Annotated in this window: 21 protein-coding genes; 5 read left to right on the top strand and 16 right to left on the bottom strand. The window is 61.0% G+C overall.

All coding sequences use genetic code 11. The features are described 5' to 3' along the window. Nucleotides 1–15: 15 nt before the first annotated feature. Genes CKA81_RS15785 through rsmB form a run of 4 tightly spaced genes read right to left on the bottom strand, consistent with a single transcriptional unit; the run spans nt 16 to nt 5,037 of the window. The gene (locus CKA81_RS15785; protein WP_128356152.1) at nt 16–702 is read right to left on the bottom strand and encodes a response regulator; all 687 of its coding nucleotides are present in this window, start codon (nt 700–702) and stop codon (nt 16–18) included. 6 nt (nt 703–708) lie between these two features. Beyond that, a complete protein-coding gene (locus CKA81_RS15780; protein WP_128356884.1) occupies nt 709–3,051 on the bottom strand; it encodes a sensor histidine kinase in 2,343 nt (780 codons plus the stop codon). Continuing rightward, a complete protein-coding gene (locus tag CKA81_RS15775) occupies nt 3,051–3,635 on the bottom strand; it encodes a DUF4390 domain-containing protein (protein WP_128356151.1) in 585 nt (194 codons plus the stop codon). The genes CKA81_RS15780 and CKA81_RS15775 overlap by 1 nt, the downstream gene beginning before the upstream one ends. Before the next feature lie 49 nt (nt 3,636–3,684). Further along, nucleotides 3,685–5,037 (bottom strand): 16S rRNA (cytosine(967)-C(5))-methyltransferase RsmB, encoded by a 1,353-nt coding sequence (gene rsmB / locus CKA81_RS15770; RefSeq protein WP_128356150.1) that lies wholly within the window; start codon nt 5,035–5,037, stop codon nt 3,685–3,687. 129 nt (nt 5,038–5,166) lie between these two features. Here rsmB and rimO point away from each other — a divergent pair, with 129 nt between their 5' ends. After that, on the top strand, nt 5,167–6,486 hold the full coding sequence (rimO, locus tag CKA81_RS15765; RefSeq protein WP_128356149.1) for a 30S ribosomal protein S12 methylthiotransferase RimO: 1,320 nt from the start codon (nt 5,167–5,169) through the stop codon (nt 6,484–6,486). A gap of 26 nt (nt 6,487–6,512) precedes the next feature. Here rimO and fmt read toward each other — a convergent pair whose 3' ends face one another. Both fmt and def read right to left on the bottom strand, forming a co-directional pair. Next, nucleotides 6,513–7,466 carry a methionyl-tRNA formyltransferase gene (fmt, locus tag CKA81_RS15760; protein ID WP_128356148.1) on the bottom strand — a complete coding sequence of 318 codons (954 nt, stop codon included), beginning with the start codon at nt 7,464–7,466 and terminating at the stop codon, nt 6,513–6,515. 60 nt (nt 7,467–7,526) lie between these two features. After that, a complete protein-coding gene (def, locus tag CKA81_RS15755) occupies nt 7,527–8,039 on the bottom strand; it encodes a peptide deformylase (RefSeq protein WP_128356147.1) in 513 nt (170 codons plus the stop codon). 96 nt (nt 8,040–8,135) lie between these two features. Between def and dprA the strand changes: the two genes are divergently transcribed. The 3 genes from dprA (at nt 8,136) to CKA81_RS15740 (ending at nt 10,717) form a co-directional block, all read left to right on the top strand. Beyond that, nucleotides 8,136–9,272, top strand: a complete 1,137-nt coding sequence (dprA, locus tag CKA81_RS15750) for a DNA-processing protein DprA (protein WP_128356146.1) — start codon at nt 8,136–8,138, stop codon at nt 9,270–9,272. Between the two features lie 63 nt (nt 9,273–9,335). Continuing rightward, on the top strand, nt 9,336–10,244 hold the full coding sequence (locus CKA81_RS15745) for a hydroxymethylglutaryl-CoA lyase (protein ID WP_128356145.1): 909 nt from the start codon (nt 9,336–9,338) through the stop codon (nt 10,242–10,244). After that, entirely contained in the window at nt 10,241–10,717 is a 477-nt protein-coding gene (locus tag CKA81_RS15740) for a hypothetical protein (RefSeq protein ID WP_394342560.1), read from the top strand. The genes CKA81_RS15745 and CKA81_RS15740 overlap by 4 nt, the downstream gene beginning before the upstream one ends. Before the next feature lie 10 nt (nt 10,718–10,727). On the opposite strand, the gene CKA81_RS15735 is transcribed toward CKA81_RS15740, so the two are convergent. The 8 genes from CKA81_RS15735 to CKA81_RS15700 form a co-directional block, all read right to left on the bottom strand. Continuing rightward, complete coding sequence (locus CKA81_RS15735; RefSeq protein ID WP_128356143.1) at nt 10,728–11,744, bottom strand: amino acid ABC transporter substrate-binding protein; 1,017 nt, start codon at nt 11,742–11,744, stop codon at nt 10,728–10,730. Nucleotides 11,745–11,819: 75 nt separating this feature from the next. Further along, the gene (locus CKA81_RS15730) at nt 11,820–13,094 is read right to left on the bottom strand and encodes a phenylacetate--CoA ligase family protein (RefSeq protein ID WP_128356142.1); all 1,275 of its coding nucleotides are present in this window, start codon (nt 13,092–13,094) and stop codon (nt 11,820–11,822) included. A gap of 18 nt (nt 13,095–13,112) precedes the next feature. Continuing rightward, nucleotides 13,113–13,943, bottom strand: a complete 831-nt coding sequence (locus tag CKA81_RS15725; RefSeq protein WP_128356141.1) for an ABC transporter ATP-binding protein — start codon at nt 13,941–13,943, stop codon at nt 13,113–13,115. 80 nt (nt 13,944–14,023) lie between these two features. Then, entirely contained in the window at nt 14,024–15,343 is a 1,320-nt protein-coding gene (locus CKA81_RS15720) for an ABC transporter substrate-binding protein (protein ID WP_164878427.1), read from the bottom strand. Nucleotides 15,344–15,440: 97 nt separating this feature from the next. Further along, entirely contained in the window at nt 15,441–16,505 is a 1,065-nt protein-coding gene (locus CKA81_RS15715; RefSeq protein ID WP_128356139.1) for a branched-chain amino acid ABC transporter permease, read from the bottom strand. Between the two features lie 26 nt (nt 16,506–16,531). Next, a complete protein-coding gene (locus CKA81_RS15710) occupies nt 16,532–17,461 on the bottom strand; it encodes a branched-chain amino acid ABC transporter permease (protein ID WP_128356138.1) in 930 nt (309 codons plus the stop codon). 15 nt (nt 17,462–17,476) lie between these two features. Further along, entirely contained in the window at nt 17,477–18,274 is a 798-nt protein-coding gene (locus tag CKA81_RS15705; protein WP_128356137.1) for an ABC transporter ATP-binding protein, read from the bottom strand. Beyond that, entirely contained in the window at nt 18,275–20,251 is a 1,977-nt protein-coding gene (locus tag CKA81_RS15700; protein ID WP_394342518.1) for an AMP-dependent synthetase/ligase, read from the bottom strand. It lies immediately after the preceding gene. 162 nt (nt 20,252–20,413) lie between these two features. Between CKA81_RS15700 and CKA81_RS15695 the strand changes: the two genes are divergently transcribed. Continuing rightward, a complete protein-coding gene (locus CKA81_RS15695; RefSeq protein WP_128356135.1) occupies nt 20,414–21,088 on the top strand; it encodes a Crp/Fnr family transcriptional regulator in 675 nt (224 codons plus the stop codon). Nucleotides 21,089–21,098: 10 nt separating this feature from the next. Here the strand turns inward: CKA81_RS15695 and CKA81_RS15690 are convergent, their stop codons facing one another. Both CKA81_RS15690 and cysD read right to left on the bottom strand, forming a co-directional pair. Further along, complete coding sequence (locus tag CKA81_RS15690) at nt 21,099–22,394, bottom strand: sulfate adenylyltransferase subunit 1 (protein WP_128356134.1); 1,296 nt, start codon at nt 22,392–22,394, stop codon at nt 21,099–21,101. Continuing rightward, nucleotides 22,394–23,302 carry a sulfate adenylyltransferase subunit CysD gene (cysD, locus tag CKA81_RS15685; protein WP_128356133.1) on the bottom strand — a complete coding sequence of 303 codons (909 nt, stop codon included), beginning with the start codon at nt 23,300–23,302 and terminating at the stop codon, nt 22,394–22,396. Before cysD ends, CKA81_RS15690 begins: the two co-directional genes overlap by 1 nt. Between the last annotated feature and the right edge of the window lie 2 nt (nt 23,303–23,304).

Below are 23,304 nucleotides of genomic sequence, written 5' to 3'. Positions count from 1 at the left end.
AAGGCCCCAACCGTGTTAGCTGGCGTTTCGTTTGCGCGAAGAATCGATGCCCAGTTGCTTCAGCTTGCGATAAAGGTGGGTGCGCTCTAGCCCGGTTTTTTCGGACACCCGCGTCATGCTGTGATTCTCGCGCCCCAGGTGATACTCGAAATAAATGCGTTCGAATTCGTCGCGCGCATCGCGCAAGGGTTGGTCGAGCGTGATGCTTCCAAGCAGCGAATGATTGCGGTCAACAACGGGTGCGGGCAGGTCGGGAATGGGACCCGTGGTCAGCGGTTGAGCCTGATCGTTACGGCGATCCGGCATACGGGCGGCGGCCGCCAATGCCGGCGTGATTACTGGACGCGCCAGGCCCGCGGCGATCGTCTTGAGCAACTTTTGCAGTGTGATGGGCTTTTCGAGAAAATCGACGGCGCCTATGCGTGTTGCCTCGACCGCGGTATCGACGGTGGCATGGCCGCTCATCATGATGACCGGCATATCGAGCAAGCCTTGGGCGCCCCATTCTTTCAGCAGGCTGACGCCGTCTGTGTCGGGCATCCAGATATCGAGCAGCACAAGATCGGGTCGCGCGCGCAAGCGTGCAGCGCGTGCCTGTGCGGCGTTCTCGGCCAGTTCGACCGTGTGCCCTTCGTCGTAAAGGATCTCGGACAAGAGCTCGCGGATACCAATTTCGTCGTCAACAACCAGGATTCTGGCCATAAAGCGTCACCTACCTTTTTGGGCATTATCGTTCGCTTGCGTCGCTTCGTCCAGCAAGGACTGGGCGTCGGCAAGGCGTGTCAAGAGAATGGAAATGCGGGCCCCGCCTTCGCGGCGGTTGGAAATATCAATACGGCCGCCGTGTTCCTCGACTATCTTTTTAACTATAGCAAGACCGAGACCCGTTCCGCTTGCCTTGGTCGTGACGTAGGGCTCGAAAACACGCGTGAGCACTTGTGCGGCGAAGCCCGGCCCATTGTCGGACACCGTCAGCCGGACAGCCGCCAGCTCATCGCCCTGGTCGGTCCGCGCGTGGGTCAGCGTGGTTTGCACATGCACACGCGCATCGGCCAAGGGGCGGTCCTGCGTGGCGGCATCGCGGGCGTTGGCGAGCAGATTGTGGATCACCTGGCGCAACTGCGTGGGGTCGCCTTGCACGATGGGCAGGTCCGGATCGAACTCCACTTCTATCGGCACGCTGTGCCCATCGTCGCGCACGGCGCCGCCGATCGGGTCCCAGCCATACAAGGCCAGCACGTCAGCGATCAAGTCGTTGATATTGATGTGCTGCATTTCCGCCGGCGGGGTACGCGCATACTCGCGGAAATCGTCCACCATTTTCTTTAAGGAGGCGACCTGGTTGACGATGGTATTGGTCGAGCGCAGCAGCATGGCGGCATCGGTCTCATTCAGCCGGCCTGCCAGCTTCATGGCCAGGCGCTCTGCCGACAACTGTATGGGTGTGAGCGGGTTCTTGATCTCATGAGCCAGGCGGCGGGCCACTTCGCCCCAGGCTACCGTGCGATTGGCGGAGATCACTTCACTGATATCGTCAAACACAACCAGATAGCCATTGCCGCGACCATCCACGCTAAGATGCGTGCCGCGCGCCAGCAGTGTTATCACGTGCTTCTTCGTTTCGTTATCGGTGGCGCCCTCCAGTTCGAGCTCGAACTGCTGTTGCCAATAAAGCCTTTCGGATCCCACTGCGGTGTGTGCGGCGAAGGCCTGCCGGATCAGTTGTGACAAGGCGAACGCGCCATCCGCGGTTTCCAGTGGCCGCCCCTTGACCGAACGCAGGTCCACGCGCAATATGCTTTGCGCCCCCTGGTTGAACATGGTCACGCGGAACATTTCGTCAAACACCAGCACGCCCGACGACAAGTTGCTAAGCACCGATTCCAGGTAGACGTTGGACCGCTCCAACTGCTGCCGATTGTTCTCGACCATTTGCCGCGCCTCATCCAGTTGGCGCGTCATGGCATTGAATGACCGGGTCAGCTGGCCGACCTCGTCCTTCTCGGGCGGCTCGGGCAGCGGGCGGTAGTCTCCCACGCCGACGGCCTGTGTGCCCGCTGCCAGAGTAAGCAGTGGCCGCACCAGTCGCCGCGACACCGCCAGGGCTACCACCACCGCGGCAAACACAGCCAAAATCAAGGCCAGCGTCAGCGTAATGCCGTATAGCTTGCGCAAGCCCAGGCGCGACAGGGCCAACTCTTGATAATCGCGAAAGCCCTGCTGCACCTGATTGGCGTTGCGTGCGATCTGCTCGGGCACCGGCTCGATAAGCTGCAGCCAGCGGGTATCGGGCGACATGCCCAGCACGGAAGAAAAGCGATCCATGGTATTGATAGGCACCACGACGCGCAGATGCAGGCCGGTATTGACAGGGCCTTCCAGTTCTTGCGCCCCGCCGACATCGTCGGCTTCCGCAGCAGAGTAGGCGCGCGATACCCGCAACTGGTTCAGCACACTGGATGGCGGAAGGTCGGGCAGCAACTGGCCGTAGGCCGAAGACGAAAACGCCACCAGCCTGTTATTGCCGGTAAAAACCATGGCCTCGGCAACGCCGCTGGTTTCGCGCAAGCGGGTAATGATCAACGCCATGTCGGCGTCGCTGGCGCTACCCAGGCGAGCTGCCATTTCCTTGGCGCGCGCATTCAACTCGCCCAGTTGCGAATCCAGCGCGGCCCGCCCCAGATTCAGGCCGGCTTCCAAAGCGCTGTCCACCCTCACGTTGAACCATGATTCAATCGATCGGGACATGAACTGCACCGACAGCACGTAGATCAGCGCACCGGGCAATACGCCGATCAGCGCAAAGTACAGCGCGAAACGCGCGGTCAGACGTGCGCCGAACTGCCTGCGCCGCACTTGCCGCAACAGGCGGGCAGCCAGTACGACCACCCACGATATCAAGGCCACAGCAAAAATGCCGTTCAGCACCAGCAGCGTCTCGTACTGCTGGGCATAGCGAGATGCATTGCCGGTGGACCACACCAACAGGGCAAGCAGCGCCAGCGCGCTGATTGCCGCAACGGTCAGCGCCACCCGCAGGCCCCAGCGTATCAAGGCCGGGGCTCTTCGATGGAGATCGAAAAGGTGAAGTTTTTCCATGGGGTTGCCAGGGACCAGGCACTGCTGTTGAAGGCGTCGACCTGGAAGGGGCGCGCCAGAAGCGAGGTATCGAGCCGCACTCGTATGCGGCCTTCGTACAATTGATCGCGGTCCAGCTCGTTGACATCGGCCACGGCCCATCCGCGAATATTTCTTACCAGCGACAAGGCATCATCCAGGGACGACTCGGGCAAGGAAAGCTCGCCCGTACCGATGCGCCATTGGCGCGTCAGTGCGTTATAGACAATGCGCCAGGTGAGGCGGTCGTTGACGACGACTTTATCGAACCACCACCAGCGCTTGGACACAATCTCGACATCGGCACTGAAATACAGGGGCACACCTTTCTGGGCCGCGTTGCGCAGGTCGCCGACAACAGGAAGATCGACATCGGCGTCGATATACAGTTTGCCGTCCCGCACTACCGGGTCGACGCGCAGCACCCGCTCTTGTTGGCTCTGCTCCGAAGACACGCCGGTACCCGCCTGTACCGACAAGCCGGCGCATACCAGTAGCAAAAGCAAAACTCGAAGCATCAATGGTCACCCAAACACACGAACAGACCGAAGCACCATTTTTGACGACTCACGCCGTCTTGGCAAACAAGGCATAGAAGAAGCCGTCATGCGTCACGCCGCCAGCGCCGTCCAGCGGCAACAATTGCCCGGGAGCCGGCAAACGCCGCGCGTCGGCATGCCGTTGTGCGAATTGCTCCGCCTGCTGTTCGCCTTCCTGGGGGAAGATAGAGCACGTAGCATAAAGCATATGGCCGCCCGGGCCGACTGTGGTCCACAAGGCGTCGATGATCTGGCCCTGCAACTGGGCGGTGCGGCGAATGTCAGCTTCGCGACGCAACCATCGGATATCCGGATGGCGTCTTACCACCCCTGACGCTGTGCAGGGTACATCGGCCAACACGGCATCGAAGGGACGCTCGTCCCACCACGAAGCGGGATCAGCGGCATCGGCGCACTTTGTGCTGACATGATCGCCGTCCAGACCCACTCGCTGCAGGTTCTGGTGTATGCGCTGCAAGCGTTGTGGGTCGGTATCCAGGGCCAGCAGTTCGACATCGGCGCGCTCGAGTATATGAGCCGTCTTGCCTCCCGGCGCCGCGCAGGCATCCAGTACCCGCATGCCCGGTGTCAATGGCAACAACATGGCGGCCTGCTGGGCAGCCATGTCCTGGACCGACCACCAGCCCTCGTCGAAGCCGGGAATGTCGTGCACGGGCAGCGGGCTGGCCAGCGTAATGGCGTGTTCCGAGCTTGACACGGCCGATATGCCGGCGTCCTGCAGCGCCGTCATCAGGTCCGCGACCGAAGCGCGCCGCGCGTTGACGCGCAATGTCATGGGGCCCGGGATATTGGCGGCGGCCAACAAGGCCTGCCACTGATCGGGGTAGGCCTTGCGCAGGCGATGTATCCACCAGGCGGGATGATTGTAGCGAGCCTCGGGGTTTTTGCGCGCCTGCGTTAAAATACCCGGTCTTTCACGGATATAGCTGCGCAACACACCGTTCAGCAACGCCTTGTACGGCTGCAACTTTTTTTGCCCGTCGATCACGCCGACGGCCTGGTCCACGACGGTATGCACGGCATACACAGGAATGTGGCGCCGGGCAGGCGAGGTGTCCGGCGGGGTTTCGGCGGCGTCTATGGCTGTTTCCAACAGCGCCAGCGACACCAGCAACAACGCGTCGAACAATTGATTGGGCGGCGTGCGCTTGACCATAAGTAGCTTGATCTCGCGGGCCAGGCCCAGATTACGCAAGGTATGAAAAGCCACGGCCTGCACCGAGGCACGCAAGGCGGCTGGTGTGGTCGACAAGCTGTCGGACAAGGATCGCCCCGCCAGAACGGCCTGCACATTTTGTGCGCTGGCCAGTATGGTGTCAGATAAGGTGGGGCGGCTGGGATGGGCTGGAGGTAGTGGCACGAATGCAAAGGCCTGCGTAGGGTCGCGTTGCTGTGGACTTTATCATCATTTGGCCTTGCCCCCACCTGCCCTGGCCCACCGCCATTAACATTTTTGATTTATCGAGCTCAATGCTCAACGAGGTTATTCATGAGTTCCCCTAAAGTCGGCTTCGTCAGCCTGGGATGCCCCAAAGCCCTGGTAGATTCAGAGCGCATCCTGACGCAACTGCGCACCGAGGGCTACATCATCAGCCCCGACTACGACAATGCCGACGTGGTGGTCGTGAACACCTGTGGCTTCATCGACAGCGCCAAGGCCGAATCGCTCGATGCGATCGGCGAGGCCATTGCCGAGAACGGCAAGGTCATCGTAACGGGTTGCATGGGTGTGGAAGAGTCGCTGATCCGCGAGGTACATCCGTCGGTGCTGGCAGTTACCGGCCCGCAGCAATACGAACAGGTCGTGCGCGCCGTCCATGAGGCCGCGCCACCGAATTTGGCTCACGACCCTTATACCGACCTGGTGCCACCGCAAGGCATCAAGCTGACGCCGCGCCACTACGCCTACCTGAAGATCTCGGAAGGCTGCAATCACCATTGCAGCTTCTGCATTATTCCGTCCATGCGGGGCAAGCTGGTCAGCCGTCCCATAGGCGACGTCATGGGCGAAGCCGAACGGCTGGTCAAGGCAGGCGTAAAAGAATTGCTGGTCATCTCGCAAGACACCAGCGCCTACGGCGTCGACGTCAAGTTTCGCAGCGGCTTCTGGAACGGGCGCCCCATCAAGACGCACCTGACGCAGCTAAGCGCGGCCTTGGCCGAATTCGGCGTGTGGACCCGCTTGCATTATGTGTATCCGTATCCGCATGTAGACGAAGTCATACCCCTGATGGCTGAAGGCAAGATCCTGCCTTACCTGGATATCCCCTTCCAGCACGCCAGCCCGCGCATCCTGAAGGCCATGAAGCGGCCCGCTTTCGAGGACCGCACGCTGGCCCGCATCAAGAACTGGCGCATCGCCTGTCCCGACCTGACCTTGCGCTCCACTTTTATCGTCGGCTTTCCCGGCGAAACGGAAGAAGACTTCCAGTATTTACTGGACTGGATGAGCGAGGCCCAGCTTGATCGGGTCGGCTGTTTCCAGTATTCGCCGGTAACCGGCGCCGGAGCCAACGCGCTGCCGGATCATGTCCCTGACGAGATCAAGCAAGAACGCTGGGATCGCTTCATGGCCCATCAACAGGCCATCTCGACCGAGCGCCTGGCGCAGAAAGTGGGCCGCGAAATCGACGTGCTGATCGACGAAATCGACGAAGACGGCCCCGTGGGGCGCTCAAGTGCGGACGCCCCCGAGATCGATGGCAATGTATTTGTCAGCACCGACAAGACCGTCAAGCCGGGCGATATGCTGCGCGTGCGCGTTACCGACTCGGACGAATACGACTTATACGCTGAACATATCGGCTAAGCGGGGCGACGCGCCGCGACGCCGCTTCAAGCGTGGTGCCAGCCCTGCATGAAAGACGCGACGGGCTGGCGCTTCCCGCCAGGCCGCTGCAGCTCCAGCAGGCGCAGCACGCCATCACCGGTAGCCAGGTCTATCCCCTCCGATCCGGCCCGTATCAACTGCCCGGCAGTCGGCCCGGCTTCGTCTTGAAGCCCGGCCGGTAGCGCCGCAGCCTTCCACACCTTGACTACGCCATCGATACCCGGCAAGGCCAGGGTGGAACCGGGCACCGGATCAAAGGCGCGGATGCGCCGCTCGAGCACCGCCGCAGGCTGATTCAGGTCCAGAGGGGATTCTGTTTTTTCCAGCTTGGCCGCGTAAGTCACGCCTTCCGCAGGCTGGGGGGTGGCCATCAGCGTACCGGCCTGCAGCTCATCGATGGCCTGGACGATGGCCTCGGCGCCCAACTGCGCAAGTTCGTCATGCAGCGCTGCCGCGTTGTGCGCCGCCGTGATCGGGATGGCCCGGGTCAACAGCATGGCACCCGTGTCCAGGCCCTGGTCCATCATCATGATGGTGATGCCGGTCTGGTCGTCGCCGGCTTCGATCGCCCGCTGTATGGGTGCCGCGCCGCGCCAGCGTGGTAGCAGACTGGCATGGATATTGAAGCAACCATAAGACGGTAGGTCGAGCACCCACTGAGGCAGTATCAGGCCATAGGCCGCCACGACCAGAACTTCGGGCGCCGCTTGTTCGAGCGCCGTCCGGGCCGCTGCGGCCTCGTCCGGATACTTGCCATCCAGGCGCAGGCTGCGCGGCTGGCACACGGGTATGCCGGCCGCCACTGCGCCCTGCTTGACCGCGCTGGGAGTCAGCTTCAGGCCGCGTCCGGCGGGGCGGTCGGGTTGGGTCAGCACCAGAGGAACCTGATGTCCGGCCGCAAGAATGGCGTCCAGCGCCAGGCGGGCGAAGTGAGGAGTTCCTGCAAAAACGATGCGCATAAGTCAAAAAAGCCGATTCGAAGGGAATCGGCCATCATAACAAGCGGGGCGAGGCCGGCCTCAGGCGCGCAATGCCTCGCGCTCTTGCTTGCGCAGGCGCGTCTTGATGCGGTTTTGCTTAAGCCCGGACAAATACTCGACAAACACCTTGCCGAGCAAATGGTCGAGCTCGTGCTGTACACAAACGGCCAGCAGCCCTTCAGCGTCGAACTCGAAAGGCTGGCCATCGAGGTTGAGCGCGCGCACATGAATCTGCGCCGATCGCTGGACCTCGTCGTAAATGCCGGGCACAGACAGGCAGCCTTCTTCGTAGACCTGGGTCTCTTCGCTTTTCCAGGTGATTTCGGGGTTGATCAACACCAGTAGCTGATTACCTTCCTCGGACACGTCGATGACCACGACGCGCTCGTGGACGTCGACCTGGGTCGCGGCCAGGCCTACCCCGGGCGCGTCGTACATGGTTTCGGCCATGTCTTGCACCAACTGGCGTATGCGGTCGTCGACCACCTGGACGGGCTTGGCTACTTTGTGCAAGCGCGGGTCCGGGTAGCGCAAAATAGGAAGTAAAGCCATATCGCGTTCCGTGTATCGTTCAGATCTCTATGATAAATCAAACCAGTGGTTTGACCCATTCCCTTGCGTAAAGTTCGTCTTGTGCCACACTAACGCATGCCTGTTACCTTGTCTCACGAAGAGCTGACCGCCTGGATCCGCCTGTCGCTCGAGCCCGGCGTCGGCCCGGCCCAGGCGCGCAACCTGCTGGCCGCCATCGGCCTGCCCCAGGAAATCTACGCCACCTCCATCGGGGGCCTGGGCAAGGTCTTGCCGCAAGCGCTTGCGCGACAACTGAAACAAGCACCCTCCGACGCCGTGCAGGCCACGATAGCGCGCAGCCTGGAATGGATAGCCGAGCCCATGCACCATGTGCTGACACTGGCCGATCCCGCTTACCCGCGCAGCCTGCTCGACACTCACGACCCGCCTCTTTTGCTTTACGTAAACGGCAATTTGCACCACTTATCGCGCCCATCCATTGCGATCGTGGGCGCGCGCAGTGCAAGCCCCGGCGGCGCGGACAATGCATCGGCCTTTGCCCGGCACCTTGCGCAGCAAGGCTGGTGCATCGTCAGCGGCCTGGCCCAGGGCATAGACGCCGCCGCGCACGACGGGGCCTTGCGCGCCGGTCCGCAAGCAGGAGGCACGGTGGCCGTTCTGGGCACGGGCATAGACATCGTCTACCCCGCTGCCAATCGCGATCTGGCCCACCGGATTGCCGCCGATGGCGCACTTGTTTCCGAGTTTCCCTTGGGTACGCGGGCGCTGCGGCACCAGTTTCCCCGGCGTAACCGCCTGGTGGCCGGGATGTCGCGTGGTGTACTGGTGGTCGAGGCAGCCAAGCATAGCGGCTCGCTCATTACGGCGCGCCTCGCCTCTGAAATGGGGCGCGAAGTCTTTGCCATTCCCGGCTCCATCCATTCGCCGCTATCGCGTGGCTGCCATGCGCTGATCCGGCAGGGCGCCAAACTGGTGGAGTCGGCCGAAGATATCCACGAAGAGCTGGGGCAACCGACGTTTCCGGCCACCGTTACTGTCTTGAAGCCAGCCGCATCCAGTGGCAAAAAGGCAGGCAAGCCCACACTGCAGCAACAGCAAATCCTGGACGCTCTGGGCTACGATCCCGTGCACCTGGACACCCTCCAGGCGCGCACCGCGCTTGACTTGCCCACGCTCAGTACCGGTTTGTTGCAACTGGAGCTTGCCGAGCTTGTCTTCCGCCAGAACGACGGATGCTATCAGCGGCGCTAGCACTAGGATATATTCACACTTGCGGCCGCATCATGCCGGGCGCACCCTACCGAAGGAAGATCCATGTCTTTGCCCAGCCAAGTCAAAATTGTCGAGGTGTCGCCCCGTGACGGCTTGCAGAACGAAAAGCAGTTCGTCGACACAGCCATCAAAATCGAACTTATCGACCGCCTGTCGGCTACAGGCTTCCAGAACGTCGAGGCCGTCTCGTTCGTTTCACCCAAATGGGTGCCACAAATGGCCGATGGCACCCAGGTCATGGCCGGCATCAAGCGGCGCCCCGGCACGATTTATTCGGCGCTGGTGCCCAATATGCGCGGCTTCGAGGGCGCCATCGCCGCCAAGGTCGACGAAGTTGTGATCTTCGGCGCGGCCAGCGAAGCCTTCTCGCAAAAGAACATCAACTGCTCCATTGCCGAATCCATCGCGCGCTTCGAGCCGGTAGCGCAAGCCGCCCGCGACGCCGGGCTCCGTCTGCGCGGCAGCATCAGTTGTGCGTTGGCTTGCCCCTATCAGGGCGAAACACCCGTGGCCGCGGTGGTGGATGTGGCCCGGCGCATGCTCGCACTGGGCTGTGATGAAATCGATGTGGCCGACACCATCGGCACCGGCACGGCGCTGCGGGTAGGCCAGGTAATGCGTGCCGTAACCGAGGTCGTGGACCCGGCACGTGTATCGGGGCACTTTCACGACACCTACGGACAGGCGCTGGCCAACATCCTGGCGGCCCTGGAAGCAGGGATCTCCATTTTTCACAGTTCGGTGGCCGGCCTGGGCGGCTGCCCTTACGCCAAGGGCGCCACGGGCAACGTAGCTACCGAAGACGTCCTCTACATGCTGCGCGGGCTCGACATCGACACCGGCATCGACCTGGATGCAGTGGCCGATATCGGCCACTGGATCTCCGATCAAATCGGACGCAAGTCCTCCAGCCGGGCCGGCACGGCCTTGGCAGCACGCAAGGCAGCATAAGCATGTTTTTACAAGCACCCAGCACCGAAGAGCGTCAGCAGCTACTGCAGGAAATCGGCCCGCTGCCGCTCAAGGGCATGGCCTGGCCCAAGTGGATCAAGCTGCTGGCCTGTGGCGTACTGGTCTTTATCGCCGTGCAGATCGTACAGACGGCATCTGGTCCTTCGGCCCAGAACATCAGCCCCGTGGTGGCGGGCAGTATCATCGTGTGCTTCATGGGACTGGTGGTTCTTGCCCGCTACATGCTGGTGTCGGAAACCTGCATCAACGAAACCGGCATCCAGCAATCCTGGATCAGCAAGCGCGAGGTCGCCTGGGAAGACATCCAGTTTGCGAAGTTCATCCCGCTGGTGGCTTCCAAGCGCCTGGTCTGTTTTACCGGCAGGGGCCGGCCCGTAATTTTCCAGGCCGGCACCCGCGAGCTGCAAATCGCCTTTGCACGCATCGCCCTGGTGTACCGGCGCAAGAAATAGACGACAGTGATCAGCGTATGGGCAGGCCGTACATCAGGCCGCCCTTCGTCCATTGGGCGTTAAGGCCGCGCTGAATCTTCAGCGGGCTGCCCTGGCCAACGGTGCGCTCGAAGCTTTCGCCGTAGTTGCCCACTTGCTTGATGATGTTGTAGGCCCACTTCTCGTCCACGCCCATGTTTTCGCCAGCCCCTTTGGTGACGCCCAGCAGACGCTGGATGTTGGGGTTGGCGCTTTGCAATTGCTCATCAACATTCTGTGACGTAACGCCCAGCTCTTCCGCGCCTATCATGGCCTGGAGGGTCCATTTGACGACGTTCAGCCATTGGTCGTCGCCCTGGCGCACAAAAGGCCCCAGCGGTTCTTTGGAGATGATCTCGGGCAGGACGACGTAATCGTCCGGATTGGTGAGCTTGGAGATGCGGATGGAGGCCAGCCCCGACGCGTCGGTGGTAAAGACGTCGCAGCGGCCTGCGGCAAATGCGCTGACCACCTCGTTGAACTGTTCGATGACGACAGGCTTATAGCTGATGCCGTGACTGCGTGCCCAGTCGGCCATGGTGTTTTCGTTGGACGTGCCGGTTTGCATGCAGACTGAGGCGCCGTTCAGTTCAGTGGCGCTTTTTACACCCAGCGACTTGCTGACCAGGAAGCCCTGGCCATCGTAAAAGTTGACGCCCGCCGAAATCACGCCCAAGGCCGTATCGCGTTGCTGCGTCACCGTCGTGTTGCGTGCAAGCAGGTCGACCTCGCCGGCCTGCAGGGCAGTGAAGCGCTGCTGCGAATTAAGCGCCACCGCCTTGAATTTGGAAGCATCGCCCAAGGTGGCTGCAGCAACGGCGCGGCATAGATCCACGTCCAGTCCCTGCCATTCGCCCTTGGCATCCGGTGCCGAGAACCCGGCAAAACCTGTCGTGACGCCGCAGTTCACGACACCGCGTTCCTTGACGATATCCAGCGTGCCCGCCTGGGCAGCGGACGCTGCTGCAAGTATGACGGCGGCGCCGAAGACGTATTTGAATTTGCGCATGGGATTCCCCTGTAAGAAACGAGTGGCAGTTTGCCGCATCTTACTGCAATCGCCATGCGCTAAAAATCCATAAACTTATTCGTAGCTGCGAATGTCGTCGATGACTTTGCCATCGTTGGGCAGGCTGCCTGGCTCTACCGGTTCGATGTCGGCCCGCAGCTTGGTCAGCTCGCGTACCGACGAGGCCAGTTGTGCCAGCGCATGGGGGTTGGGATCTGCCAGTTCGGCCTTCAACACCATCACGTCGCTGCCAACCTTGCCGCTGACCACCAGCCTGGCCTTGCGCACCTCGGGATGGCGCTTCAATACCCCTGCGATCTGGCCGGGATGAACAAACATGCCGCGCACCTTGGTGGTCTGGTCGGCCCTCCCCAACCAACCCTTGATGCGCATATTGGAGCGCCCGCAAGGCGAAGCGCCCGCCATGATGGCGGACAGATCGCCGGTGCCGAACCGAACCAGGGGATAGTCGGGGTTGAGCGTCGTAACGACCACCTCGCCGACCTCGCCATCGGCCACCGGCTGGTTGGTGCCGGGCCGTACGATCTCCAGAATGATGTCTTCGTTAACCACCAGGCCTTCGCGGCTTTCGGTTTCGTACGCCATCATGCCCAAGTCGGCGCTGCCATAGGCCTGGTAGCCTTCAATGCCGCGCTCGGCAAACCAGGCGCACAGCGACGGTGGGAAGGCCTCGCCGGAAAACAGCGCGCGCTTCAGTGACGGCAGGCTGATGCCGGACTGGTCGGCCTTTTCGAGGATGATCTTCAGGAAACTGGGCGTGCCGGCATAGTTCGCGGGTGCCAGGTCGGCCATGGCCTGCACTTGCTGTTCGGTTTGACCGACGCCGCCGGGAAACACCGTGCAGCCCAGGGCATGCGCAGCGGTCTCCATCATGGAGCCAGCCGGCGTGAAATGATAGGAAAAGCAGTTATAGACCAGTTCGCCCCGGCGGAAACCCGCCGCATGCAAGGCGCGTGCAAAGCCCCAGTAATCCGGGCGCCAGCTTTCGGGCTCGTAGATGGGGCCGGGCGAAGCGAAGACTCTTGCGGCCTCGCCCCAACCTATGGCAGAGAAGCCGCCAAAGATGCGGCTGACGTCCACCGGTGCGCCAGCCGGCTGCTGTTGCCGCGCCGCCAATTGCGCTTGGAGTAATTCGCTTTTCCGTATGACGGGTATGGCTTCCAGGTCGGCTCGCTGCCGTATGGCGTCTGGATCCAGCCCTTGCAACTGCTGCGCAATGGCTGGTGCGCGCCCACGTGCACGCTTCAGCGCGTCGGGCAGGCGAGCGAGCAGGTCGCGCTCGCGCTCGTCAGGCGCGGCGGCTTCACGCTGTTCGAAATATTCGCTCATGATGATTCCTGTCTGCCATCAAGCCAGCCAACGCTTGCGTCGCCGGTAGAATTTAGTGTCGCGAAAGTTTTTGCGCTCGCCGCTGGACACCCCCAAGTAGAACTCTTTGACGTCTTCGTTCTCGGCCAACTCGCGTGCTTCGCCGTCCATCATGACGCGCCCGTTTTCCAGAATGTAGCCGTAGTCGGCATAGCGCAGGGCGATGTTGGTGTTCTGCTCGGCCAGCAGGAAGCTCACGCCCTCCCGCTGGTTCAGGTCGCGCACGATTTCGAAGATTTCTTCCACGATCTGCGGTGCCAGGCCCATGGAGGGCTCGTCCAGCAAGATCATGTTGGGATCGGCCATCAGGGAGCGCCCGATGGCTGTCATTTGTTGTTCGCCGCCCGACGTATAGCCGGCCTGGCTGCTGCGGCGCTGCTTCAGCCGCGGGAAATACTGGTAGACCTTTTCCAGCGATGCGTTAAGCTCGGCCCGGCTGATCGAGCGCGTATAGGCGCCTGCCAGCAGGTTCTCTTCCACGGTCAAATGGGCGAAACAATGCCGTCCTTCCATGACCTGGACTACGCCACGCTTGACCAGATCTGCCGGCGTCAGGCTTTCGATGCGCTCGCCGCGGTACTGGATATTCCCTTTGGTGACGTCGCCACGCTCGGCCTTCAATAAATTGGATATCGCGCGCAGGGTCGTCGTCTTGCCCGCGCCATTGGCGCCCAGCAAGGCCACGATCTTGCCTTCAGGTACGGAAAGCGATACGCCCTTAAGCACCAGGATGACATGGTTGTAGATAACTTCGATGCCGTTGACTTCCAGCAGTATGTTCGGCGCCGTGGCCTGGACATTCGCATTCATACGGATGGTTCCTGCAATGAATAAGCATGCGACGGCCCGCGCCAGGCGGGCGCCGCATGCAGGGTGCTACCCAACAAGCTTTAGCACTTGCGCACTTCCAGCTTCTTCTCGCTGGCGTACTTGGCGCCCAGCTCTTTCACCAGCGGATCGACGTACTTCTTGTCGGACTGATACCAGTCGGAAACGATGTTGAACTTCTTGCCATCCCACTGAATGATGCGAGCCCAGTCGTCGCCCATGTGATTGCTGCAACTGGTCTTCACCGGGCGCATCAGCTTGGCAAAGCCCAGCTCTTCCAGACGCGCATCCGTGATGTTCAGGTTCTCGAAGCCCCACCGAACCTGCTCGGGCGTCATGTGCTTGCCTTTGCCGTACTCTTCTTGCGCGGTGCGGATGGCCTCTACCTGCAACATGGAAATCATCATGCCGCGAGTATGGGCAATGGTGCCCACATACTTGCCGTCGGTATCCGTGCCCTGGCCCTTGTCGTACACATGCTTTTTCAGGTCTTCGTGCACCCTGCCGTGGTCGGCGCTGTTGTGGACGGTGATGCCGTTATAGCCCTTGGCCACTTCGCCCAGATCCTGGACGTCGTTTTCAGAGCTTGCCCACCAGATGCCGTACATCTTGTCGCGTGGATAGCCTACCGCCTGAGCCTCGCGTATGGCCGTCGGCGTCATGATGCCGGCGCTCCACAACAGGACGAAATCAGGACGTTTCTGGCGGATCTGCAGCCAGGTGGATTTTTGCTGCACGCCTGGCGCCGTTACCGGATACAGCTGCAGTTCGAAGCCGTTGGCCTTGGCCCGCGATTCAAGCAAGGCGATAGGTTCCTTGCCGTAGGGCGAGTCGTGATAGACCAGGGCGATCTTCTGGCCTTTCAGCTTGTCTTCCCCGCCTACCTTCTTGGCAATGTCCTGGATCATGACGTCGGCTGCGGTCCAGTAGGTCCCCAGCAGCGGGAAGTTCCATTTGAAGACCGAGCCGTCGGCCGACTGCGACAGGCCATAGCCCATGGTTTCAATGGACACGCCGTCGACAATGGCCTTGTCTGTCAGCGCAAACGTAATACCGGTGGACTGCGTATCGAAGCCCGACGCGCCACCGTGCTTGTCTTTCAGGCGCTCGTAGCACTCTACGCCACGGTCGGTCGCATAGGCGGTTTCGCATTCTTCGTAAATGATCTTCACGCCGTTGATGCCGCCATCGCGCTCATTGACCAGCTTGAGGTAGTCCATCTTGCCATTGGCCCAAGGTATGCCCAAGGGCGCAAACGAACCGGTACGGTAAGCCAGCAATGGTATGAACTGCTCGTCAGCAGCGGCGGCCGGTACCGAAACCGTAGCCAGTGTGCCGGCAACGGCCAGCATCGCTGCGGCATATTTTAAGGAACGTTTCATCTCCAAGTCCTCCTGATGGTGTCTGTATGCACCGTTTGTGTTCGGCGTAGCCGGGAGGGGCCAGCCGGGTTGCTGATTAAGATGTTGCGACTAAAAATCAATGTGGGAAGGGCCAGATACGCAGCTTCTCCTTGCCTATGCTCCAAAGACGGGCCAGGCCATGCGGCTCGACGATCAGAAAGAAGACGATCAGCGCGCCAAACACCATGTGTTCGATATGCGAAGCGGTATCTATCCCCAGGCTCATGCCCAGCATGTGGGGCACGTTGGTCAGCAGCACCGGCACCAACACCATGAACGCCGCGCCAAAAAAGCTGCCCACAATAGAACCGAGGCCGCCAATAATGACGATGAACAACAATTGCAGCGAACGGTTCAGGTCGAAGGCCAGGGGCTCCCAAGAGCCCAGATGGATATAAGCCCACAAGGCGCCTGCGACGCCCAGGATGAAAGAGCTGACGGCAAAGGCCGTGAGCTTTGCGTACATGGGCCGGATGCCGATCACCGAGGCGGCCACGTCCATGTCGCGTATGGCCATCCATTGCCGTCCGATCGCGCCGCGCACCAGGTTCTTGGCCAGCAGCGCAAACACCACCACAAAAATCAGCACGAATACATAACGCTGACCCGGCGTCTGCACGGGCAGGCCGAAGGCTGAAAGCGCCGGTACGGATACGTTGCCCGAGGACGAATAGTTGGTAAAGAAAGGTATGCGCAGAAAAGCCCAGTCAACAAAGAACTGCGCCGCCAGTGTCGTCACAGCCAGGTACAGTCCGCGTATCCGCAGGCTGGGCACGCCGAACACCACACCGACCAGGGTGGCGAACACCCCGCCCAGCAAAATTTGCACGACCAGGGGGGTGGCCGGCATGCGCACGCCGAAGTTCCAGGCCGCATAAGCGCCCACCGCCATGAAGGCGCCCGAGCCGATGGATATCTGGCCGCAGTAGCCTACCAGTATGTTCAAGCCGATGGCTGCCAGCGACAAAATCAGAAAGGGGGTCAGTATGGCTTGCAGGAAATAATTGGAGGCGGTAAGCGGTACCACGACAAATGCGACCAGCAGCAGGCCCAGCATGAAAGCCCTGTCCTGACGGATGGGAAATATCTGCTGGTCTGCACGGTAGGTGCTTTTAAACTGGCCGTTTTCACGATAGAACATAGAATCCCCGGACCTCTGGTTGCCGCTTAAACACGGTCAATGATTTTTTCGCCAAACAGGCCTTGCGGACGGAACAGCAGGAAGACCAATGCCAGCATGTAGGCGAACCAGATCTCGATGCCGCCGCCCACGTAAGGCCCCAGGTAAACTTCGGACAGCTTCTCGCCCACGCCGATGATCAAGCCGCCGATAATGGCGCCGGGCACGGATGTGAGGCCGCCCAGGATCACCACCGGCAAGGCCCGCAAAGCAGCTGTCGACAAGGTGAACTGCACGCCGAACTTCGAGCCCCAGATCACCCCCGCCACCAGGGCCACCACACCGGCCACCGTCCACACCACCACCCAGATGCGGTTCAGCGGAATGCCGATCGATTGCGCGGCCTGGTGGTCGTCGGCCACCGCGCGCAGGGCGCGTCCTACACTGGTGTACTGGAAGAAAATAGCCAGCGCCGCCACCAGCAGTGCCGACACGCCGGCAGCAGTGAGGTCTTCGAGGCTGATCAGCAGCCCCCCCTCAAACATGCTGTCCAGGATAAAGACGGGGTCCTTGGGCATGCCAACGTCGATGGAGTACACGTTGCTGCCAAACAGCATCTGGCCCATGCCGTCCAGGAAATATGCGATGCCTATGGTCGCCATCAACAAGGTCGTGCCTTCCTGATTGACCAGATAGCGCAGGGCCCAGCGCTCGATGGCCACGGCAATCAACCACATGAACACGGCGCTGACACTGAAAGCCAGCACATTGGCCAAGAGCAGGCTTTCGATACCCAGCCATTGCGGTATCCATTCAGAGAAGCGCGCCATGGACAGGGCGGCAATCAACACCATTGCGCCCTGCGCAAAGTTGAATACGCCTGAAGCCTTGAAGATCAGGACAAACCCCAGCGCCACCAGCGAGTACAGCATGCCGGTCATCAGGCCGCCAAAGAGAGTCTCCAGAAAAAATGCCATGTCTGTCTTCCTTGCTTAGTGGCTGGCGCCCAGATAGGCCTGGATCACGTCGGGGTTCTGGCGTACTTCGTCGGGCATGCCATCGCCAATCTTCTTGCCGTAGTCCAGCACGACGACACGGTCGGAGATATCCATGACCACCCCCATGTCGTGCTCGATGAGGACGATGGTCGTGCCGTATTCGTCGTTGACGTCAAGGATGAAGCGGCTCATATCCTGCTTCTCTTCGATATTCATGCCCGCCATGGGCTCATCAAGCAGCAGCATGCGCGGCTCCATGGCCAGCGCCCGGCCCAGGTCGACACGCTTTTGCAGGCCATAGGGCAGGCGGCCAACCGGTATCTTGCGATAAGGCTGGATCTCGAGGAAGTCGATGATGTTCTCGACAAATTCGCGATTCGCGATTTCTTCGCGCTCGGCGGATCCCAGCCGGAACGCCTGCGCCAACACCCCGCTGGTCATGCGCAAATTGCGGCCTGTCATGATGTTGTCGAGCACGCTCATGCCCTTGAACAGCGCCAGATTCTGGAATGTGCGGGCGATGCCCATCTCGGCGGCGCGCCGGGAGCTCATCTTGGCAAACTTGACACCGGCCAGGGTAATCTCGCCCTGCTGTGCCGTGTAAACGCCGTTGATGACGTTGAGCAGAGAGCTTTTACCGGCGCCGTTGGGCCCGATAATGGCGCGGATCTCGTGCTCTTTGACATCTAGCGATATATCAGTAAGCGCCTTGACCCCCCCGAAAGCCAGGGAGATATTGCGCATTTCCAGGAGAGTGCCCCCGATCCGCTGGTCTCGAACGCCTGAACTCATTTATGCAGCCTTCTTGGTGTTGCCGGAATAAACCGTTGCGGTGGCGATTTTGAGGTCGGCCGAGATCATGCCGCTGCGCCCATCCTCGAACTTGACTTCGGTTTCGATGAATTGACTGCTGCGGCCCTGGAACAGCGCCTCGACCAGTACCCCGTACTTCTGGGCGATGAAGCCGCGCCTTACCTTGCGCGTACGAGTCAGTTCGTCGTCGTCGGGGTCGAGTTCCTTGTGCAGGATCAGGAAGCGATAAACCTGCGAGCCCTGCAGCTTGGGGTCGGTCGCCAGATCGGCGTTGACCTGATTGACGCAATCGGCGATCAGCTCATAGACCTCGGGCTTGCTGGCCAGGTCGGTGTAGCCGGCGTAGGGCAGTCCGCGGCGCTCTGCCCAGTTGCCCACGGCTTCCAGGTCGATGTTGATGAAGGCGCAGACCTCGGGCATGTCAGCGCCGAAGGCGACGGCCTCTTTGATGTATGGGAAAAATTTCAGTTTGTTTTCGATGTACTTGGGGGCAAAAAGGCTGCCGTCCGCCAGTTTTCCGACATCCTTGGCGCGATCGATGATCTTCAGTTGGCCATCGGTATCCAGGTAGCCCGCATCGCCGGTGTGATACCAGCCATCGTCGGTATAGGATTCGGCCGTGGCCTCGGGATTGCGGTAATAGCCCTTGAACATGCCCGGGCTGCGCAGCTGGATCTCGCCGTTCTCGGCCACCCGGATATCCACCCCCTGCACAGGCGGCCCAACGGTATCGGCGCGAACGTGGCCATCGGCCTGCACACACACGAAAACCGACGTCTCGGTCGAGCCGTAGAGCTGCTTCAGATTGATGCCTATGGAGCGATAAAAGGCGAACAGGTCGGGGCCGATAGCCTCGCCGGCGGTGTAGGCGATACGCACACGGCTCATGCCCAGTGCGTTGCGCAGCGGCCCGTACATCAGCAGGTCGCCCAGGCGGTACTTGAAACGATCCCAGACACTGACGGTGGGGTCTTTATCGAGGATGCGAACGCCAACACGCCGGGCCAGCTTCATGAAGGCCTGAAAGATGCCGCGCTTGAGGGCGCTGGCGTCCTCCATACGGATCATGACATGGGTCAGCAGGCCTTCGAGCACGCGTGGCGGCGCAAAGTAATAGGTGGGCCCGATGTCGTGCATGTCGATGGACACCGTTTCGGGCGACTCGGGGTGGTTGACCGTAAACCCGGTAACCAGGAACTGCGTGTACGAGAACATGTTCTGGCCTATCCAGGCGGGCGGCAGGTAGGCCAGCACGTCTTCCTGGTCCGTCAGGTTCTCCATCTGTTGTATGGCGACGGCGCGGTCGATCAAGGCGCGGTGCGTAAGCATGACCCCCTTGGCCTTGCCAGTGGTGCCAGAGGTGTAGAACATGGCGGCCGCGTCGTCCGGATCGATGGCAGCCATGGCGTCGTCGACGTAGGTGGGATGCGCAGCGGCGTGGTCCTGACCGATTTCAAGCAGGCGCTCGAAGGCCAGCAGCATGCCGGGCGGATAATTGCGCAGGCCGCGCGGATCGTCATACACCACATGCGCCAGGGCCGGACAACGTTCGCCAAGCTCGAGCATTTTGTCGACCTGCTCTTGATCCTCGACCACGGCTACGCGTATCTCGGCGTCCTGCAGGACGTACAGCATTTCTTGTGCAACGGCGTCTTGATATAGCGGCACAGGAATGGCGCCCAGCGCCTGCGTGGCCATCATCGCCAGATACAGGCGTGGACGGTTCTCTCCGACAACGGCCACATGGTGGCCCGGTTGCACACCCAGCGTCGCCAGGCCATGGGCCAGGGTACGCACTTGCTGTGCGACCTCAGCCCACGTTATCGTCTGCCATATACCGAGGTCTTTCTCGCGCATCGCGGGACGGGCGCCCCGCAGCTTGGCATGTTGCATTACCAGCGCCGGGAAAGTCCATGGTCCTGCGGATGTACTTTTCGTAGGCAGGTCTTGCACCACGTGTCTCCTTCAGCAGTATTGTCGAAGCCCAATCTTTGTCGGGCTTATCCTTATGTGTGTCTTGCCGATAGAATCTTGTTCAGCATGATGCAAAGGTATAGTCTGGCATGGGTCCCAACTGTCACGAATATGACATTCATGCCTTATCTAGGGTAAATCCTCATGTCATTGCAAGCCATTCTCGAAGAGTCCGCAGCCTGGTTCGGCCTTCTGACTGCCGAGCAGCAAACCCGCGTGCTGCGCGATGTGTTCATTGCTCACTATTCCGCCGGCGCCATCGTCGAGCGCAAGGGCGAGATGGCGTATGCCTGGATAGGAGTGTCCAGCGGCCTGGTCAAAGTATCGGTGGGCAACCCCGAGGGCAAGATGGCTTCCCTTACCGGCGTCCCTGCGGGAGGCTGGATAGGCGAAGGCTCGTTGTTGAAAGGCGAAGCGCGCAAGTACGACGTGGTTGCCCTGCGCGACTCAACCATCGTGCGGCTTCCCGTGGCTACCTTCAATTGGCTGCTGGACAACAGCATTCCGTTCAATCGTTACTTGTTGCACCAGCTCAACGAGCGCGTGGGTCAGTTCATCGGCAAGGCGGAGCACGACAGGTTGCTGGCGCCCGACGCCCGGGTTGCGCGCTGCCTGGCCGAACTATTCAATCCGTTGCTGTATCCCGGCAAGGGCATGCGGCTTAACATCACCCAGGAAGAGATCGGCTACCTCGCGCGCATTTCGCGGCAACGCACCAATCAAGCCTTGCGCACGCTCGAGGCGGCGCATTTGCTGAAGGTGGAGTATGGGGCCGTCCAGGTGCTCGACCTGGACGGCTTGAAGCAATACGGCAAGTAGCGGCGCGCTATCAGCGCACCATGCCGGCCGCCACCGTCTGGTGGCTGGTGGTATCGATCAAGATGAAGGCGCCCGTAAGTGGCTGGTCGACGTACCGCTCCACGGCCATGGGGTCGCGCGTAGCCAGCGTGACCAGCCCAATGTCGTTCATCTGCAGACCGTCGCCCCCGGCCGTCCATTGGAGTTCGCGCGGGTCGCGCCGCTTGTGCAACTGGCTGATCCGGGCGTGGGTGTTTCGGGTACCTTGCTTGAGCAAATAAGGGCGGGCCGGATTGTAGGCGTGCTGGTCCAGCCAGCACAGCTCGGCATCGAATTCCCGCGTCAAAGGCAAATCGACGTCAGCCGGCACCAGCAAATCCCCACGCGAAACGTCGATATCCCGGTCCAGCACCAGGGTGACGTCTTCGCCTTCGCGGGCGCTGACTACGTCGGTATCGAAACGCAGGATGCGTGTCACGATCGCGGTCAGGCCGGAGGGCAATACCTTGATGCCGTCGCCCACTCGCAAGCCCCCACCCGCCAGTTGACCCGCATAGCCGCGCAAGGCGTCCGGTCCGCTGCCGCCATGGCGTATGACCCACTGCACAAAGAATCGCGCCGATTCGCCCGCTGTCGGCACCGTTGCGGGCAGGGTCTCGAGCAAGCTCAACAGCGGCGGCCCCGCATACCAGGGACTATGCTGTGAAGGCAGCACCACGTTGTCACCGTAGAGGGCTGAGATCGGCAAGATATGGAAATGCGCAATACCCAGTTGTGCAGCAAGCTGCAGATAGGCATCACGTATCCGCGTGAATACAGCCTCGTCCCAGGCGATGGAGTCCATCTTGTTTACAGCGACCACAATATGCTTGATGCCCAGCATCTGCGCCAGCGCGCTGTGGCGCTTGGTCTGCGTTAGCAGACCGCCCTCGTCCAGTCGGCTGGCGTCCACCAGAATAATGGCTACATGCGCCGTCGAGGCGCCGGTCACCATATTGCGCGTATATTGCTCGTGCCCTGGCGCGTCGGCCACGATGAACTTGCGCAAGGGGGTGGCAAAGTATCGATAAGCAACGTCTATCGTGATGCCTTGTTCGCGCTCGGCTTCCAGCCCGTCGGTAAGCAAGGCCAGGTCTATCTCATTAGCAGGCGCGCGTCCGTATTTGGAGCGTGCAACGGCGGCCAACTGATCGGCGAAAACGCCTTTGCTGTCGTACAGCAAGCGGCCTATCAGGGTGGACTTTCCGTCATCCACGGAACCCGCCGTAATCAGTCGCAATACGCCGAGCTCGTTACCCGACAGCCAGGAATCATTGATGGCGTTCATTAAAAGTACCCCTGTTTTTTTCGGCGCTCCATCGAGGCCTCTGAACTTTGGTCGTCCATGCGGGTCGCGCCGCGTTCCGTGATGGTGGAAATGGCGGTTTCCGCAATGATGGCTTCGGGCGTTGCCGCGACAGAGGCCACCGGGCAGGTACACGACACATCCCCCACGGTGCGAAAGCGCACCATCTGCGTTTCAGGAATTTCGGTCGCTCGCGGTGGTGTCAGCGGTGTGACCGGCATCAAGAGGCCATTGCGGCGCACCACCAGGCGCTCGTGGGCGTAATACAGAGACGGCAAGCTGAGCTTTTCGCGGGCGATGTATTGCCAGACATCCAGTTCGGTCCAGTTGGATATCGGGAAGACGCGCATGTTCTCGCCCGGATGCACCTTGGTGTTGAACAGGCTCCATAGCTCGGGACGCTGGGCTTTGGGATCCCATTGGCCATGTTCGTTACGGAAGGAAAATATGCGCTCTTTGGCCCTGGCCTTCTCCTCGTCGCGGCGTGCTCCGCCTATGCAGGCGTCAAAGCCGAATTCCTCTATGGCTTCGAGCAAGGTGGTGGCCTGCGCCGCATTGCGGGAATCGTTGGCGCGACGCAGGACCACGCTGCCGCGGGCGATCGAATCCTGTACCTGGCGCACAATCAGGTCTTCGCCCAATTCGGCCACTCGCTGGTCGCGGAAGGCAATGACTTCGTCAAAGTTGTGGCCGGTGTCGATATGCATCAGTGGGAACGGGAAACGCCCCGGTCGAAAAGCCTTCTCGGCCAGCCGCAACAACACCACGGAATCCTTGCCGCCCGAAAACAGCAATACCGGCTTCTCGCATTCGGCGGCGACCTCGCGCAAGATATAGATGGCTTCCGACTCCAGCCAGTCCAGGTGGGTACGCGTCGTGATTTCTCCCATGA

It is taken from the genome of Pollutimonas thiosulfatoxidans (assembly GCF_004022565.1).
GTDB classification, from domain to species: Bacteria; Pseudomonadota; Gammaproteobacteria; order Burkholderiales; family Burkholderiaceae_B; genus Pusillimonas_D; species Pusillimonas_D thiosulfatoxidans.
Note: the sequence above shows the minus strand (reverse complement) of the source record. Positions and strands in the feature narration are given on the sequence as shown.

Excerpts from the sequence above, each read along its gene's own strand:
- CKA81_RS15785 (WP_128356152.1), bottom strand. The coding sequence starts at position 702 with ATGGCCAGAATCCTGGTTGTTGACGACGAAATTGGTATCCGCGAGCTC.
- CKA81_RS15775 (WP_128356151.1), bottom strand. The coding sequence starts at position 3,635 with ATGCTTCGAGTTTTGCTTTTGCTACTGGTATGCGCCGGCTTGTCGGTA.
- rimO (WP_128356149.1), top strand. The coding sequence starts at position 5,167 with ATGAGTTCCCCTAAAGTCGGCTTCGTCAGCCTGGGATGCCCCAAAGCC.
- fmt (WP_128356148.1), bottom strand. The coding sequence starts at position 7,466 with ATGCGCATCGTTTTTGCAGGAACTCCTCACTTCGCCCGCCTGGCGCTG.
- def (WP_128356147.1), bottom strand. The coding sequence starts at position 8,039 with ATGGCTTTACTTCCTATTTTGCGCTACCCGGACCCGCGCTTGCACAAA.
- dprA (WP_128356146.1), top strand. The coding sequence starts at position 8,136 with ATGCCTGTTACCTTGTCTCACGAAGAGCTGACCGCCTGGATCCGCCTG.
- CKA81_RS15745 (WP_128356145.1), top strand. The coding sequence starts at position 9,336 with ATGTCTTTGCCCAGCCAAGTCAAAATTGTCGAGGTGTCGCCCCGTGAC.
- CKA81_RS15735 (WP_128356143.1), bottom strand. The coding sequence starts at position 11,744 with ATGCGCAAATTCAAATACGTCTTCGGCGCCGCCGTCATACTTGCAGCA.
- CKA81_RS15730 (WP_128356142.1), bottom strand. The coding sequence starts at position 13,094 with ATGAGCGAATATTTCGAACAGCGTGAAGCCGCCGCGCCTGACGAGCGC.
- CKA81_RS15725 (WP_128356141.1), bottom strand. The coding sequence starts at position 13,943 with ATGAATGCGAATGTCCAGGCCACGGCGCCGAACATACTGCTGGAAGTC.
- CKA81_RS15720 (WP_164878427.1), bottom strand. The coding sequence starts at position 15,343 with ATGAAACGTTCCTTAAAATATGCCGCAGCGATGCTGGCCGTTGCCGGC.
- CKA81_RS15715 (WP_128356139.1), bottom strand. The coding sequence starts at position 16,505 with ATGTTCTATCGTGAAAACGGCCAGTTTAAAAGCACCTACCGTGCAGAC.
- CKA81_RS15710 (WP_128356138.1), bottom strand. The coding sequence starts at position 17,461 with ATGGCATTTTTTCTGGAGACTCTCTTTGGCGGCCTGATGACCGGCATG.
- CKA81_RS15705 (WP_128356137.1), bottom strand. The coding sequence starts at position 18,274 with ATGAGTTCAGGCGTTCGAGACCAGCGGATCGGGGGCACTCTCCTGGAA.
- CKA81_RS15695 (WP_128356135.1), top strand. The coding sequence starts at position 20,414 with ATGTCATTGCAAGCCATTCTCGAAGAGTCCGCAGCCTGGTTCGGCCTT.
- CKA81_RS15690 (WP_128356134.1), bottom strand. The coding sequence starts at position 22,394 with ATGAACGCCATCAATGATTCCTGGCTGTCGGGTAACGAGCTCGGCGTA.
- cysD (WP_128356133.1), bottom strand. The coding sequence starts at position 23,302 with ATGGGAGAAATCACGACGCGTACCCACCTGGACTGGCTGGAGTCGGAA.